Source organism: Streptomyces sp. G5(2025), assembly GCF_049542075.1.
In the GTDB taxonomy this organism is placed as follows: Bacteria; Actinomycetota; Actinomycetes; order Streptomycetales; family Streptomycetaceae; genus Streptomyces.
Genome location: NZ_JBMUZT010000006.1, coordinates 2,106,827 through 2,120,830, shown reverse-complemented (window position 1 = coordinate 2,120,830; position 14,004 = coordinate 2,106,827). Strand labels below are relative to the sequence as shown.

Genomic DNA, 14,004 nt, shown 5'->3' with positions numbered 1-14,004 from the left:
CCCGCTCACCACCGCGTCGGCGGCGGAGACGTCAGCTGGTCGGCGAGGCGGGAGAGCCGGTCGCGGAAGCGGCGGTGCCCCCGCGCCGCGGGCAGGGCGTTCTCCCCGGCCGCCGCGCTCACCAGGTGCTGCACCGTGTCGAGGTCGAGGTCGTGTGCCGTTCCGGAGTCCTCCGGTTCCGCGCGGCACAGGCCCCCGGGGACGGCCAGCGCCTCGTGGGACAGGGCGCTCAGGTCCCGGTTCCCGGAGCCGAGCGCGAGGACGGTCGCCCCCGCCCGGCGCGCGTCGTGCACGCGCGTGAGCAGTTCGGCGTCCGGCGCGTCCGGCGCCACGACCAGCAGGGTCTCGCCGCGCCGCGCGGCCTCGATCCGGCCGAGCCCCGTCGACAGGTGCGCGGGGTCACAGGCGAGGACCCGGTGCCGTACGAGGGTGGGGGTCAGCTCGGGCGTGCCGGACCAGGTGGCCTCGTCCACGAGGTGCGCGGCCAGGTGCCAGGGTTCGTAGGCCCTGGTCCCGACCAGCAGCAGCCCGCCGCCGTGCGGCACGACGGACGACCGCAGGGCCCCCGCGAAGCGGCGCGTGGCGCCGAGCCACTCGGTCCCTGCGAGTACTTCGCGCAGCAGCGCTACCCGTACGGCGTCCATGGCGTCGCATCCTGCCCCAACGGGTCAGTCGTGACCGGAAGTTCACCCGGAATTCCCCCACGCTGGGGAAGGGCGGGGGATGACTTATGAGACGTCTGTTCCCTTCCGCGCGGGCCGCGAGGGTTACGCGAGCTTCCGCATACCGGCCGTCGTGGCCACCGCCCGCGGCACCGTCCTCGCCTTCTGCGAGGGCCGTGTCGGTTCCCAGGAGGACTTCGGCAACATCGACATCGTCCTCAAACGCTCCACCGACGGCGGCCGCACCTGGGGCCCCCTCCAGGTCGTCGGCAAGAACGGCGCCGACCTCGCGGGCAACCCCGCCCCCGTCGTCCTCGCCACCGGCCGCGTCCTGCTCGTCCACGTCAGGAACGCCGCCTCCGCCACCGAGGACGCCATCCGCCGCGGCAAGGTCTCCGCGGCCGCCGGACGCCGCGTGTGGGTGCAGCACAGCGACGACGACGGCCGCACCTGGTCCGCCCCGCGCGAGATCACCGGACAGGTGAAGAAGACGAACTGGCGGTGGTACGCCACCACACCCGGCCACGCCATCCAGCTCACCATCGGCCGCGTCGTCGTCCCCGCCAACCACTCCCTGCCGCCCTCCGGGACGGACAACGGCACCGAGGGCAAGTACAACGGCGGCCACTGCCTGCTCAGCGACGACTCCGGCGCCACCTGGCGCATCGGCTACATCGACGACAACACCAACGGCTACATCAACGTGAACGAGACCACCGCCGCCGAACTCCCCGATGGACGCGTCTACTTCAACACCCGCAACGACTCCCCGTCCCCCGGCAACCGCGCCGACGCCCACTCCCGCGACGGCGGCCGGAGCCTGGTCAGGCCCTTCCGCCCACAGGCCTCCCTCACCGGCCCCGTGGTCGAGTGCAGCGTCCTCCAGGTGCGCGACCCCGACGTGCTCCTCTTCTCCGGCCCCGCCGACCCCGGCTTCCGCGCGATGATGACCGTGCGCCGCTCCACCGACGGCGGCACCACCTGGCAGGCCGCCCATACGGTCGACGGGCTGCCGGCCGCGTACTCCGACCTCGTACGCCTCGACGAGGAGAGCGTCGGGCTCCTCTACGAGACGGGGGACTTCAGCGCGTACGAGACGATCACCTTCCGGCGGATCCCCTTGGGGGAACTCGCGTAGCAGGCTGTGACCGATGAGTAAGGTCGCCCCATGACCTCTACAGACAGTGCGCAGAACGCTCCCGCCAAGGCCCCGGCCAAGGACCCCTGGGAGCTGCCCGACGTGTCCGGGCTCGTCGTCGGTGTCCTCGGCGGCACCGGCGACCAGGGGCGCGGCCTCGCCTACCGCCTCGCCCGCGCCGGCCAGAAGGTGATCATCGGCTCCCGCGCGGCGGAACGCGCGCAGGCCGCCGCCGACGAGCTGGGCCTCGGCGTCGAGGGCGCCGAGAACGCGGAGTGCGCGCGGCGCAGCGACATCGTGATCGTCGCCGTGCCGTGGGAGGGCCACGGCAAGACCCTCGAAGCCCTGCGCGAGGACCTGCGCGGCAAGCTCGTCATCGACTGCGTCAACCCGCTCGGCTTCGACAAGAAGGGCGCCTACGCCCTCAAGCCCGAGGAGGGCAGCGCCGCCGAGCAGGCCGCCGCCCTGCTGCCGGACTCCCGCGTCACGGCCGCCTTCCACCACCTGTCGGCCGTGCTGCTCCAGGACGCCGACGTCGAGGAGATCGACACCGACGTCATGGTCCTCGGCGAGCGCCGCGCCGACACGGACGTGGTGCAGGCCCTCGCCGCCCGCATCCCCGGCATGCGCGGCGTCTTCGCCGGGCGGCTGCGGGGTGCCCACCAGGTGGAGTCCCTGGTCGCCAACCTGATCTCCGTCAACCGCCGCTACAAGGCGCACGCGGGGCTGCGGATCACCGACGTGTAGGGACGACGGGGCGGCCTCTACCGCGCAGGGGTGTGGAGGAACGCGGCGGGAGGTGGCGGGAGGTGGCGGGACGGGCGCGGGCATGGGGGACACTGGAGGGGTACGTCAGCAATGCTTCGTCCCGACAGGAGCCGACCCCCATGCCCCGCCTCGCTCTGTACGCCCTCGTGGTCTGCGCGCTCGCCGTCGCCGCCGCAGTGATCTCCTTCGTACAGGGCAGCTGGCTCGGTGTCGTATGGGTGCTGCTGGCCGGGCTCTCGTCCAACATGGCGTGGTTCTACCTGCGGCGCGAGAAGATGCGCCGGAACGGCGAAGGCACTGCCGCCCCTACGAGCTGAGGGGCGCCGGGACCTCCTCCGTGCCGTCCCAGAAGCGGTACAGGTCCCGGCCCCAGTAGGTGTCCCACTCGTGGACGCCGAGGCCGCGCAGGATCGCGTCGATCGCGTCGAAGAACGCGCCGTTGACCTCCGGGATCCACAGCACCGCGAAGACCGCGAGGAGCCCGAACGGCGCGAACGGCTCCACCTGGCGCCGGATCTTGTACGACAGCCAGGGCTCGATCACGCCGTACCCGTCGAGGCCCGGGACGGGCAGCGAGTTCAGGATCGCCGCCGTGACCTGGAGCAGGGCGAGGAAGGCGAGGGCGTAGCGGAACGCGTCCGGCACGCCGTCCAGGGCGTCCAGCCAGAACGGGGCCGTGCAGACCACCGCGAACAGCACGTTCGTCAGGGGGCCCGCCGCCGAGATCAGGCTGTGCTTCCAGCGGCCCCGGATCCGGCCCCGCTCGATGAAGACCGCGCCGCCGGGCAGGCCGATGCCGCCCATGATCACGAAGAGGACGGGCAGCACGATGCTGAGCAGCGCGTGCGTGTACTTGAGCGGGTTCAGCGTCAAGTAGCCCTTCGCGCCGATGGTGATGTCGCCGCTGTGCAGGGCCGTGCGGGCGTGCGCGTACTCGTGCAGGCAGAGCGAGACGATCCAGGCCGCCGTCACGAAGAGGAACACGGCGAGCCCGGGGTTGTCCGAGAAGCCGGTCCACGTGGCCCAGCCGGAGACCGCCGTGACGGCGGCGATCCCGAGGAAGACGGGACTGATCCGCCGGTCTTTGCGTCGGATGGGGGCGGTGGTCATGGGGCGGGGCTCCTGGGGTCGCGGGGGTCTGCCCGACCGTAGCGGGCGTAGCGGGCGTACGGCGAAAACGTCTCGCACATGCCGGGGAGTTCCGGAAGGCTGGGGCCATGGCGCTGCGGAAGGTGATGTACGAGGACTGGCAGATGGAGTGCTGCGGGGAGCCGTTCGCCGTGGGGGACGAGGTGGCGTGGCCGCTGCGGGTCGACGGCGACCGCCTGGACGACGCGGCCTGGGCGGCGGACCTCAGCGAGATCGAGGGTCCGGTGGTGGCGCTGGACACGCTGGAGGGGGACTGGTCGGAGGATGGCGGGGGCTGGTCAGAGGGCGCCGGGGAGGGCTGGACCGAGGGCGGCGGTGACTTTGAGGACGGCGGTGACTTTGAGGACGGCGGTGACTTCGAGGACGCCGACGACGAAAACGGCTTCGAGGAGCCGTGGGACCCCGCGGTCGTCCAGGCCCACGGCATCACCGTTCCGTGGAACCGCCCGGCCCCCGGCCCGCCCGCGCCCGTCCGCCTCGCCGGTCTGCTCACCGTCGAGCGGCACGGCGGCCGGTGGCCGGACACCGTCGGCCGGGTCCGCGCCATCCACGTCGTCACGCAGGGCTTCGCCGAGACCGCCGAGGACTCGCGGACGTACGTACCGGTGCCCGGCGAGCGGTGGCTGCGCCCCGTGGAGATGTGCCCGAAGTGGTTCCAGCACGAGGAGCTGTCGCGGGTGAGTGAGGGGCCGGGATACCGGCGTCAAGAGACCGGCGTGCTGGTGGAGTTGGACGTCCGGGAAACCTAGGGGGCACCGGGCCGGGAGCGCGGTGGCCCGGGCGGCCGGGCGGTCCGACGGCGCGACGCGCCACGGCGGAAGGGACAATGAGCCGGTGCGCTACCGCGTTCTCGGGCCGGCCCGAGCTGTCCGCGCCGACGGAACTCCTGTTCCCGTCGGCGGTGCGCGCCTGCGCGCCCTCCTGGCGGCGCTCGCCCTGCGCGCGGGCCGTGCGGTGCCCGCCGCGGCCCTGGTCGAGGAGGTGTGGGGCGCCGAGCCGCCCGCCGACGCGAGCGGCGCCCTCCAGGCCCTGGTGGGCAGGCTCCGCAGGGCCCTGGGCGCCGACAGCGTCGCCTCGGTGAACGGCGGCTACCGGCTGTGCGCCCACCCCGACGACGTGGACGTGTTCCGCTTCGACCGGCTGGTGGGCGAGGGCAGCCGCGCCCTGGCCGACGGCGACCCGGGCAAGGCGGCCGCCCTGCTCGACGACGCACTCGCCCTGTGGAGCGGCGAGGCCCTCGCCGACCTTCCGGACCGCACGGCCGACGTCGCCCGCTGGGAGGCACGCCGCCTCGACGCCCGCCGCGCCGCACTGACCGCGGCCCTCGCCCTCGGCCGGGCGGCGCAGATCCTGCCCGAACTCACCGCCCTCTGCACCACGCACCCTCTGGACGAGCCGCTCCAGGCCCTGCGGCTGCGCGCGCTGCGGGACGCCGGCCGCCCGGCGGAGGCACTCGCCGCGTACGAAGACGTACGACGCGGCATCGCGGACCGGCTGGGAGCCGACCCGGGGGCCGAACTGCGCGCGCTGCACGCGGAGTTGCTGCACGCCCCGCCCGTCGTCCCGACGCCGGCACGGCCCGGGCCGCCCGGCAACCTCCGTGCCCGCCTCACCTCCTTCGTCGGGCGCGAGGCCGACATCGAGGCGCTGCGAGCCGACCTCAGGCGGGCCCGGCTCGTCACCCTGCTCGGCCCCGGCGGCGCCGGGAAGACACGGCTCTCCCAGGAGACCGCCGAGACCCTCGCCGACGATGTCCCGGACGGCGTGTGGCTGGCCGAACTCGCACCCGTCGAGGACGCTGCGGATGTCCCCGAGGCCGTCCTGAGCGCCCTCGGGGCCCGCGAGACCGTGCTGCGCGGCGCCGGGGCCGAGGAGATGCGGGCCCTGTCGGAGCGGCATGGCGAGGACCCCGTCGTCCGGCTCGTCGAACACTGCGCCGGGCGCCGCATGCTGGTCATCCTGGACAACTGCGAGCACGTCGTGGAGGCCGCGGCGCGCCTCGCCGACGAACTCCTCGGCCGCTGCCCCGGCCTGACCGTCCTCGCCACCAGCCGCGAACCCCTCGGTGTGCCCGGCGAGTCGCTGCGGCCCGTCGAGCCGCTGCCCGAGCCGGTCGCGGTGCGCCTGTTCGCCGAGCGCGGGGCCGCCGCCCGGCCGGGTTTCACTGTTGACGACGACCCGGCCGCCGCGGCCGAGATCTGCCGACGCCTCGACGGGCTGCCGCTCGCCATCGAACTGGCCGCCGCGCGCCTGCGGTTGCTCACCCCACGCCAGATCGCCGACCGCCTCGACGACCGCTTCCGGCTGCTGACCGGTGGCGCCCGTACCGTCCTGCCCCGGCAGCAGACGCTGCGGGCCGTCGTCGACTGGTCCTGGGACCTGCTCGACGCCCCCGAACGCGCCGTCCTACGGCGGCTGTCCGTCTTCGCGGGCGGCTGCGACCTGGCCGCCGCGGAAGCGGTCTGCGCACGCGGCGACAGAGTCGGCGGCGGCGGCAGCGGCGGCAGAGACGGCGGCGGCAGAGACGGCAGCGGCGACAGAGACGGCGGAGACGGCGGCGGCAGCGGGGGCAGCGGGGGCAGCGGCGGCAGGGACGGCGGCGGCGGCAGGGACGGCGGCGGCAGCGGCGACTGCGGCGGCGGGGGCAGCGGCGGCAGCGGCGACAGCGGCGGCAGAGACGGCGGCGGGGGCAGAGACGGCAGAGACGGCGGCGGCGGCGGAGACGGCGGAGACGGCGGCGGCAGCAGCGGCGACAGAGACGGCGGCGGCGGCAGAGACGGCAGCGGCGGCAGAGACGGCAGAGACGGCGGCGGCAGAGACGGCGGCGGCGGAGACGGCGGAGACGCCGGCCCCGCCGGCCCCGACGGCGCCCTCGGCCCGTATGACGTCGCCGACGCGCTCGGCTCCCTCGTCGACAAGTCCCTGGTCGTCGCCGCCCCTTCGCCGCTGCCCGGCGCGGGCATGCGCTACCGGCTGCTCGAAACCGTCGCCGAGTACGCGGGCGAACGGCTCGACGAGGCGGGGGACCGCGCCGACGCCGAGCGCGCGCACCTCGTGCACTACCGCGAGGTCGCCAGGATCACCGACCCCGAACTGCGCGGAAGCGGACAGCTCGCCGCCGTCGCGCGCCTCGAAGCGGAGTACGAGAACCTGCGTACCGCGCTGCGGCACGCCGTGGCCGCGCGGGACGAGCAGGAGACGCTCTGCCTGGTGCTGTCCCTGTGCTGGTTCTGGGAGATACGAGGCCTGCGCCTGGAGGCCCGCAACTGGTCCCGCGAGGCCATGGCCCTCGGCCCCGACCCCTTCGCCCCGCCCGTCGCCCCCGCGCCCCCGCTCCACGAACCATGCACGGCCGCGCCCCCGCCCATGCGCCCCGAGATCCTCGAAGAGGCCCGGCGCGGCGTAAGCCTCATCGACCTCGCCTGCATGGACATGGACATGGAGGCATGGCAGACGCCGCAGGCCGAGGAGCGCCTGCGCGGCATCAGGGACGTCTACCGGCCGGGGCTGCCGCAGACCTGCCGTACGCCGGGCAGTCTCTGGTTCTTCGCCGTGATGCTCGGCGGCGACCCGGACCTGCTGCGCGCTACGCTCGACCGGACCGTCGAGGCATGCCGGGAGCTCGGCTACGCCTGGGAGCTGGCCGGCGCCCTCCAACTGCGCGCCAACATCCTCGCGGGTCACGCCGACCGGGCGGACGAGGCGAGCCGCGACGCGGACGAGGCACTGCGGGGCTTCACACGGCTCGGCGACGCGTGGGGCATCGCCGAGGCGCTCTCCGCGCGGGGCGAGTCGCGGGAGCGCTGCGGCCGGTTCGCCCTCGCCGCCGAGGACTACGAAGCCGCCATCACCTACGCCGAACAGCTCGGCGCCCAGAGCCAGGTGGCCGTGCTCAAGGCCCGCCTCGGCTCGGTCCTGACCGAATCGGCCGACGACTTCGACCGGGGCGAGGCGATCCTGCGGGACATCCTGGCGGGCAGCGGCCGGGTGCACACCGGTGAGGCCGTGCCCGCGGCCCGGCTCTTCCTCGTCGGCGCGCTCGGCCGCACCGGCCGCCTCGACGAGGCGCGCGAACACCTGCGCTGGCTGCGGGAGGAGTTCACCGTGGTCGGCTACGCCGTCTTCGACAGCTTCGTGTACGGCTTCCAGGCCTGGCTCGACGCCCTCGGCGGCCGGTACACCGAGGCCGTCGCCGCGGCACGCGTCGCCCTCCAGGAGGCCCGCGCGCCCCTGTCCCTGATGGTCGCGCCGCAAGGCGTCGCCATCCAGCTGCGCATCGCCGCCCTCGCCCTGGCCGGGCTGGACGGCGGCCGCCGCGCCGACGACGCCACGCGGCTGCTCGCGGTCGCCGACAGGGAGCACCCCGCGGGCCACTTCCCGAACGCCCTGGAGCGGGAGATCCACGAGGGCGCCGTCCGGCTCGCCCGCGCCGCGCTCGGCCCAGCCGGGTACGAGGCCGCGTACGCCGAGGGCGGCGGCCTCACTCTCGACGAAGCCACCGCCCTGTGCGCGACGACGGCACCGAACCGCTGATCAGCTCTTGGTGCGGAACTTGTGGATGGCGATCGGCGCCATCACCAGCGTCAGCAGCGCCGACCAGCCGACCGTCACCCACACGTCGTGCGCGACGGGGCCCCCGACCATCAGGCCGCGCGCGGAGTCCGCGAGCGAGGACAGCGGGTTGTAGTCGGTGAAGGCCTCCAGCCAGCCCGGCATCGACTTCGTCGGCGCGAAGATCGACGAACCGAACTGGAGCGGCATCAGCACCAGGAAGCCCATCGCCTGCACGGACTGGGCGCTCTTCATCGAGACGCCGAGGACCAGGAAGATCCACATGATGGCCGTGCCGAAGAGCGCGGAGAGGCCCACGGCGGCGAACAGGCCGCCCCAGCTGGTGATGTCGAAGCCCACCAGGACACCGACGATCATCATGATCGTCGTCGCGATGAGCAGCCGCATCAGCTCCACCACGATCTTGGCGAAGAGGACCGAGCCCTGGCCGATCGGCAGGGTACGGAAGCGGTCCATGATGCCGTTCTGGAAGTCCTGGTTGAAGCCGGTGCCGACGGCCATCGCGATGTTCATGCTCATCATCGCCATCATGCCGGGAACCACGTACTGCACGTACTGGTCCTGACCGCCGCCGAGCGCCTGCCCGATCGAGCCGCCGAAGACGTACACGAACAGGAGCGTGAAGACGATCGGCATCAGTACCGCGTCGAACATCGACTCCGGGTCCTGGCGGATCCACAGCAGATTGCGGCGCACCAGCGCGCCGGTGTGACGGACGTGGGCGCGCAGGCCTATGCGGGCGTCGGCCTCCTGGTCCTGGGCGAGGGGCGGCGACGTGAGAGTGGTGCTGCTCATACGGCAACCTCCTCAAGTTCGGGGCGGGAGTCCTGCGGGGCGCCGGCCTTCTGGCCGGTGATGGAGAGGAACACCTCGTCCAGGCTGGGCAGTTCGGTGGCGATCGAGCCGATCGTGATGCCACGCGCGGTGACCGCGCCGACCACGGCGGTCAGCTGCTCGTCGCTGAGGATGGGGACGAGGACCGTGCCGGACTCGATGTCCACGGTGGACGTGGCGAGACCGGTCAGGCCGAGGTCGTCCAGGGTGTTCGCCAGCGGGCGCAGCTCCAGCGGGTCGACCGGGCGGATCCGCAGCGTGCGGCCGCCGACCTTCGCCTTCAGCTCGTCGATGCCGCCGCTGGCGATGACCTTGCCGCGGTCGATGACCGTCAGCTCGGAGGCCAACTGCTCGGCCTCCTCCATGTACTGGGTGGTCAGCAGCACGGTGACACCGTCGGCGACCATCCGCTTGACCTCGGCCCACACCTCGTTGCGGGTGCGGGGGTCGAGGCCGGTCGTCGGCTCGTCCAGGTACAGGACGGCCGGGCTGCCGATCATGGAGGCGGCCAGGTCGAGGCGGCGGCGCATGCCGCCGGAGTACGTGTTCGCCGGGCGCTTGGCGGCCTCGGTGAGGGAGAACCGCTCAAGGAGGCCGTCGGCCCGGGACCAGGCCTCCTTGCGGGGCAGGTCGAGCAGCCGGCCGATCATGTACAGGTTCTCGCGGCCCGAGAGCTTCTCGTCCACCGAGGCGTACTGGCCGGTCAGGCCTATCACCCGGCGGAGCTGGCGGGGCTGGCGGGTCACGTCGTACCCGGCGACGACGGCGGTGCCGGCGTCCGGGGTGATCAGGGTGGAGAGGCAGCGTACGAGGGTGGTCTTGCCGGCGCCGTTCGGGCCCAGCACGCCGAGGACGGTGCCCTCGCGTACGTCCAGGTCCACGCCGTCCAGTGCTTTGGTCTCGCCGTAGTGCTTGACCAGTCCCCTTACGGTGACTGCGCTTCCTGCGCCGCCGGGGTTCTTGTCGGTTCGCGTCATGCGGTACAAGGTGCCATCCGGCACCGACAAACCACCGACAGTCTGCCGACAGGGGCGGTACGGGGGGCTGTGGGCCGGGGGGTATGCCCTGTCCCGCCGCTTCGCGCCGGCCGAACGTGGCTGTTCCTACAGTTCCGTCACCCGCCGGGTAAACGGGTGGGTGGGTGGGAGAGCGTCCGCCGCGGAGCGGCGGGTCAGGGGAAGGCCGCCGGGCCACCGGCAGGGGTGGCAGCCCCGTCGACGGGGCACGCCAGGGCCGTCGGCCCCCCGGCAGTGCGGGGCAGCCCGTCGACGGGGGACGTTCGACGGGCTGCCGTTGTACCGCAATGGTTCAGTTGCCGCTCTGCCGCTCTGCCGCTCTGCCGCGCAGCGACCCGCGGCCACGGCCATGGCCACGGCCGCGGCCCCACGTCTAGTGGACCGCGTGCTCCGCCGCCGGGAACGCCCCGCCCACCACATCCTCGGCGAACGCCTTGGCCGCGCCGGCCATCACGCCCCGCAGATCCGCGTACTGCTTGACGAAGCGCGGCATCTTCCCGCCGGTGAGGCCCAGCATGTCCGTCCAGACCAGCACCTGCGCGTCGCACGCGGCGCCCGCCCCGATCCCGACGGTCGGGATGTGCAGGGAGCGGGTGACCTCGGCGGCCAGTTCCGCGGGCACCAGTTCGAGGACGACCGCGAACGCGCCCGCGTCCTGCGCGGCCTTGGCGTCGTTGAGCAGCCGGTGGGCGGCTTCCTCGCCGCGGCCCTGCACGCGGTAGCCCATGGTGTTCACGGACTGCGGGGTCAGTCCGAGGTGGGACATGACGGGGATGCCGGACTGGACGAGGAGTTCGGTCTGGGCCAGCGACCGTTCGCCGCCCTCCAGTTTCACCGCGCCGACGCCCGCTTCCTTCACCAGGCGGGTCGCCGAGCGCAGGGCCTGGACGGGGCCCTCCTGGTACGAGCCGAACGGCAGGTCGCCGACGATCAGGGCGCGCGAAGTGCCCCGTACGACCGCGGCGGACAGCATGGTCATCTCGTCGAGGGTGACCGGCACGGTGGTGTCGTACCCGAGGTGGCAGTTGCCGGCCGAGTCGCCGACGAGCATGACGGGGATGCCCGCCTCGTCGAAGGCGGACGCGGTCATCGCGTCGTAGGCGGTGAGCATCGGCCACTTCTCGCCGCGTTCCTTGGCGGCGGTGATGTCGCGCACGGTGATGCGCCGGGTGCCCTTGCCGCCGTACAGCGCCTTGCTGCTGTCGGGGCTCGCGGGGGCGTCGGTGCTGGCGTCGGTGCTCTTCCGGGCAGCCGAGAGTGCCGAGAGTTGCGTCATCGCAACGGCTCCTTCTGTCATCTCGAGGCGCCCTGACGGCGTCCCCGGATCGTCTCCATGGTGGCACCAGGTGGTACCCGGCGGCTAGTGGCCCCCCACGACGACCTCCACGCATCCGCAGACGCATCGGCAGACACATCCGCAGGCACGTGCCCAGACGCATCCGCGGGCACATTCCGCAGACGCATCCGCGGGCACATTCCGCAGAGACATCCGCCGACGCATCCGCGCGCAGAGACATCCGCGGGCGGCGCGAGTAAATTCTTTCCAATACGAGACGGTCTCGTATCGAAACAGGTCTACGGTGGATCGCATGGCAACTCCTTCCACTCCCACCAGAACCGCCCCTCCCCACATACCGGAAGCCGTGCACCGGCGCCGCTGGGCGATCCTCGGCGTGCTGATGCTCAGCCTCCTGATCGTCGTCCTCGACAACTCGATCCTGAACGTCGCCATCAAGACGATCTCCACCCCCGAGCCCACCGGCCTCGGCGCCACCCAGGGCGAGCTGGAGTGGGCGATCAACTCCTACACGCTGGTCTTCGCCGGTCTGCTCTTCACCGCGGGCCTGCTCGGCGACCGGCTCGGCCGCAAGAAGGTCCTGCTCGCCGGGCTCGTCGTCTTCGGCATCAGCTCGGCGCTCGCCGCGCAGTCCGGCTCGCCCGTCCAACTCATCGCGTTCCGCGCGCTGATGGGCCTCGGCGCGGCCTTCGTGATGCCGGCCACGCTCGCCGTCCTGATGAACGTCTTCGAGCGCGACGAGCAGCCCAAGGCCATCGGCATCTGGGCGGGCGGCGTCGGCCTCGCCATCGCCATCGGCCCGATCACCGGCGGCGTGCTCCTCGACCACTTCTGGTGGGGCTCGGTCTTCCTCATCAACGTACCGATCGTGATCATCGCGGTGGCCCTGATGATCTGGCTGGTGCCCGACTCGCGCGATCCCGCGCCGGGACGCATCGACGTCGTCGGCGTCGCGCTCTCCGTCGTCGGCCTCGTCCTGATCGTCTACGGCATCATCAAGGGCGGCCAGCTCGCCGACTTCACGGACCCGGCCGTACTCGCCACCGTCCTCGCGGGCCTCGCCGTCCTCGTCGCCTTCGTGCTGTACGAGAAGCGCTGCGACCACCCGTCCGTCGACATCTCGTACTTCAAGAACCGGGTCTTCTCGGCGGCGATCAGCGCCATCGCGCTCGTCTTCTTCGCGCTGATGGGCGTCACCTTCTTCTCCGTCTTCTACACCCAGAGCGTGCGCGGCTACTCGCCGCTACAGACCGGCCTGCTGATGCTGCCGCTCGCCGTGGCCCAGCTCATCTTCGCGCCGCGCGCCCGCCTGGTCGTCGACCGGTTCGGCGTACGGGCCGTGTGCACGGGCGGTCTGCTCCTGGTGATGGCGACCCTCGCGTCCTTCACCACCCTCGACGCCGATACGCCGATCTGGGTCCTGGAGGTCATCTTCTTCCTGATGGGCACCGGCATGGCGCACATCATGACGCCCACCAGTGTCGTGATCATGCAGGCCCTGCCGCGTGAGAAGGCCGGTTCCGCCTCCGCGCTCAGCAACACCTTCCGGCAGGTCGGCGGCGCGCTCGGCATCGCCGTCCTCGGCTCGGTGCTGTCCACCGCGTACCGCAACGGCGTCGAGGACAAGCTGACGCTGCTGCCTGCCGACGCCCGGCACACCGCGGGCGAGTCCATTGAGGCGACCCTCGGCGTCGCGGCGAAGCTCGGGCCGCGGGGTGAGCCCCTGGTGACCGCCGCCAACGACTCGTTCCTGCACGCCATGCACGTCACGGCGCTGTGGGGCGCGGGCGTCGCCGCGATCGGCACGGTGGTGGTCTTCCTGTTCCTGCCGGGACGTACGCCGCCGGAGCCGGGCCCCCAGGAGCGGGAGGCCGAGCCGGTGGGCGCTGCCGGCCGCTGAGGGACAATCGCCACGGCAGCCGGCGCGGAGAGACGGAGACGACGTGGTCCACATCGCCAAGGGGGACGCACACACGAAGGCCCCCCGGGGCCGCCCCCGGAGCGAGGCCGTGGAGCAGGCCATCATCGAGGGGGTGGTGCGGCTCCTGGAGGAGGGCGTGCCGCTCACCGAACTGTCCATCGAGCGCATCGCCCGGACCGCGGGCGTCGGCAAGGCGACCATCTACCGGCGCTGGGACGGCAAGGAGGCCCTCTTCGTCGACGTGCTGCGCGTCTTCGAGGAGCCGGACCCCGAGCTGCCCGGCACCTCGATGCGCGACGACCTCGTCTGCCTCCTGGAGGGCCTGCGCAGGCGCGGCCTGAACATGCGTTCGTCGGCCCTGCTGCACAACGTCTTCGCGCAGATGAAGGCCCTGCCCAAGCTCTGGGCGGCGTACCACACCACTGTCGTCGAGCCCCGTCGCCGCGCCACCTACGAAGTGCTGCGGCGGGGCGTCGCGGGCGGCGAGCTGCGTGCCGACGTGGACATCGAGATGGCCAACGACCTGCTGGTCGGGCCGATGCTGGTGCGCACGGTCATGCGGCCCGACGCGCCCCTCGACGACGACCTCGCCGTACGGATCGTCGACACCGCCCTGGAGGGCCTGCGGCCCCAGGGCTGACGGCTCG

The 14,004-nt window shown here is 72.9% G+C and carries 12 protein-coding genes; 7 read left to right on the top strand and 5 right to left on the bottom strand.

Going from position 1 to position 14,004, the window contains the following annotated elements; translation table 11 throughout:
• Positions 1-5: 5 nt before the first annotated feature.
• A complete protein-coding gene (locus ACOBQB_RS20465) occupies positions 6-644 on the bottom strand; it encodes a hypothetical protein (protein WP_423593614.1) in 639 nt (212 codons plus the stop codon).
• 79 nt (positions 645-723) lie between these two features.
• Between ACOBQB_RS20465 and ACOBQB_RS20460 the strand changes: the two genes are divergently transcribed.
• The 3 genes from ACOBQB_RS20460 to ACOBQB_RS20450 all read left to right on the top strand — a co-directional run bounded on the left by ACOBQB_RS20460 (position 724) and on the right by ACOBQB_RS20450 (position 2,885).
• A complete protein-coding gene (locus ACOBQB_RS20460; protein WP_423593613.1) occupies positions 724-1,800 on the top strand; it encodes a sialidase family protein in 1,077 nt (358 codons plus the stop codon).
• A 30-nt stretch (positions 1,801-1,830) separates the two neighbouring features.
• Positions 1,831-2,547: an NADPH-dependent F420 reductase gene (gene npdG / locus ACOBQB_RS20455; RefSeq protein WP_423593612.1), complete on the top strand. Its 717-nt coding sequence runs from the start codon at positions 1,831-1,833 to the stop codon at positions 2,545-2,547.
• A gap of 140 nt (positions 2,548-2,687) precedes the next feature.
• Positions 2,688-2,885 carry a hypothetical protein gene (locus ACOBQB_RS20450; protein WP_423593611.1) on the top strand — a complete coding sequence of 66 codons (198 nt, stop codon included), beginning with the start codon at positions 2,688-2,690 and terminating at the stop codon, positions 2,883-2,885.
• Here the strand turns inward: ACOBQB_RS20450 and ACOBQB_RS20445 are convergent.
• Positions 2,875-3,678, bottom strand: coding sequence for a site-2 protease family protein (locus ACOBQB_RS20445; protein WP_423593610.1), 804 nt, complete (start codon positions 3,676-3,678; stop codon positions 2,875-2,877). The genes ACOBQB_RS20450 and ACOBQB_RS20445 overlap by 11 nt on opposite strands.
• 107 nt (positions 3,679-3,785) lie before the next feature.
• Here ACOBQB_RS20445 and ACOBQB_RS20440 point away from each other — a divergent pair, with 107 nt between their 5' ends.
• Both ACOBQB_RS20440 and ACOBQB_RS20435 read left to right on the top strand, forming a co-directional pair.
• Positions 3,786-4,466 (top strand): DUF6578 domain-containing protein, encoded by a 681-nt coding sequence (locus ACOBQB_RS20440; RefSeq protein WP_423593609.1) that lies wholly within the window; start codon positions 3,786-3,788, stop codon positions 4,464-4,466.
• A gap of 85 nt (positions 4,467-4,551) precedes the next feature.
• Complete coding sequence (locus tag ACOBQB_RS20435) at positions 4,552-8,250, top strand: ATP-binding protein (protein WP_423593608.1); 3,699 nt, start codon at positions 4,552-4,554, stop codon at positions 8,248-8,250.
• On the opposite strand, the gene ACOBQB_RS20430 is transcribed toward ACOBQB_RS20435, so the two are convergent.
• The 3 genes from ACOBQB_RS20430 to panB all read right to left on the bottom strand — a co-directional run bounded on the left by ACOBQB_RS20430 (position 8,251) and on the right by panB (position 11,415).
• Entirely contained in the window at positions 8,251-9,084 is an 834-nt protein-coding gene (locus ACOBQB_RS20430; RefSeq protein WP_423593607.1) for an ABC transporter permease, read from the bottom strand.
• Positions 9,081-10,100, bottom strand: a complete 1,020-nt coding sequence (locus ACOBQB_RS20425) for an ATP-binding cassette domain-containing protein (protein WP_423593606.1) — start codon at positions 10,098-10,100, stop codon at positions 9,081-9,083. Before ACOBQB_RS20425 ends, ACOBQB_RS20430 begins: the two co-directional genes overlap by 4 nt.
• Before the next feature lie 412 nt (positions 10,101-10,512).
• The gene (gene panB, locus ACOBQB_RS20420; protein WP_423593605.1) at positions 10,513-11,415 is read right to left on the bottom strand and encodes a 3-methyl-2-oxobutanoate hydroxymethyltransferase; all 903 of its coding nucleotides are present in this window, start codon (positions 11,413-11,415) and stop codon (positions 10,513-10,515) included.
• 313 nt (positions 11,416-11,728) lie between these two features.
• Between panB and ACOBQB_RS20415 the strand changes: the two genes are divergently transcribed.
• On the top strand, positions 11,729-13,336 hold the full coding sequence (locus ACOBQB_RS20415; protein ID WP_423593604.1) for an MFS transporter: 1,608 nt from the start codon (positions 11,729-11,731) through the stop codon (positions 13,334-13,336).
• 43 nt (positions 13,337-13,379) lie between these two features.
• Positions 13,380-13,997 carry a TetR/AcrR family transcriptional regulator gene (locus ACOBQB_RS20410; RefSeq protein ID WP_423593603.1) on the top strand — a complete coding sequence of 206 codons (618 nt, stop codon included), beginning with the start codon at positions 13,380-13,382 and terminating at the stop codon, positions 13,995-13,997.
• The last annotated feature ends 7 nt before the right edge of the window (positions 13,998-14,004 follow it).

Coding starts and splice junctions, on each gene's coding strand:
- ACOBQB_RS20465 (WP_423593614.1), bottom strand. CDS start 644: ATGGACGCCGTACGGGTAGCGCTGCTGCGCGAAGTACTCGCAGGGACC.
- ACOBQB_RS20460 (WP_423593613.1), top strand. CDS start 724: ATGACTTATGAGACGTCTGTTCCCTTCCGCGCGGGCCGCGAGGGTTAC.
- npdG (WP_423593612.1), top strand. CDS start 1,831: ATGACCTCTACAGACAGTGCGCAGAACGCTCCCGCCAAGGCCCCGGCC.
- ACOBQB_RS20450 (WP_423593611.1), top strand. CDS start 2,688: ATGCCCCGCCTCGCTCTGTACGCCCTCGTGGTCTGCGCGCTCGCCGTC.
- ACOBQB_RS20445 (WP_423593610.1), bottom strand. CDS start 3,678: ATGACCACCGCCCCCATCCGACGCAAAGACCGGCGGATCAGTCCCGTC.
- ACOBQB_RS20440 (WP_423593609.1), top strand. CDS start 3,786: ATGGCGCTGCGGAAGGTGATGTACGAGGACTGGCAGATGGAGTGCTGC.
- ACOBQB_RS20430 (WP_423593607.1), bottom strand. CDS start 9,084: ATGAGCAGCACCACTCTCACGTCGCCGCCCCTCGCCCAGGACCAGGAG.
- ACOBQB_RS20425 (WP_423593606.1), bottom strand. CDS start 10,100: ATGACGCGAACCGACAAGAACCCCGGCGGCGCAGGAAGCGCAGTCACC.
- panB (WP_423593605.1), bottom strand. CDS start 11,415: ATGACGCAACTCTCGGCACTCTCGGCTGCCCGGAAGAGCACCGACGCC.
- ACOBQB_RS20415 (WP_423593604.1), top strand. CDS start 11,729: ATGGCAACTCCTTCCACTCCCACCAGAACCGCCCCTCCCCACATACCG.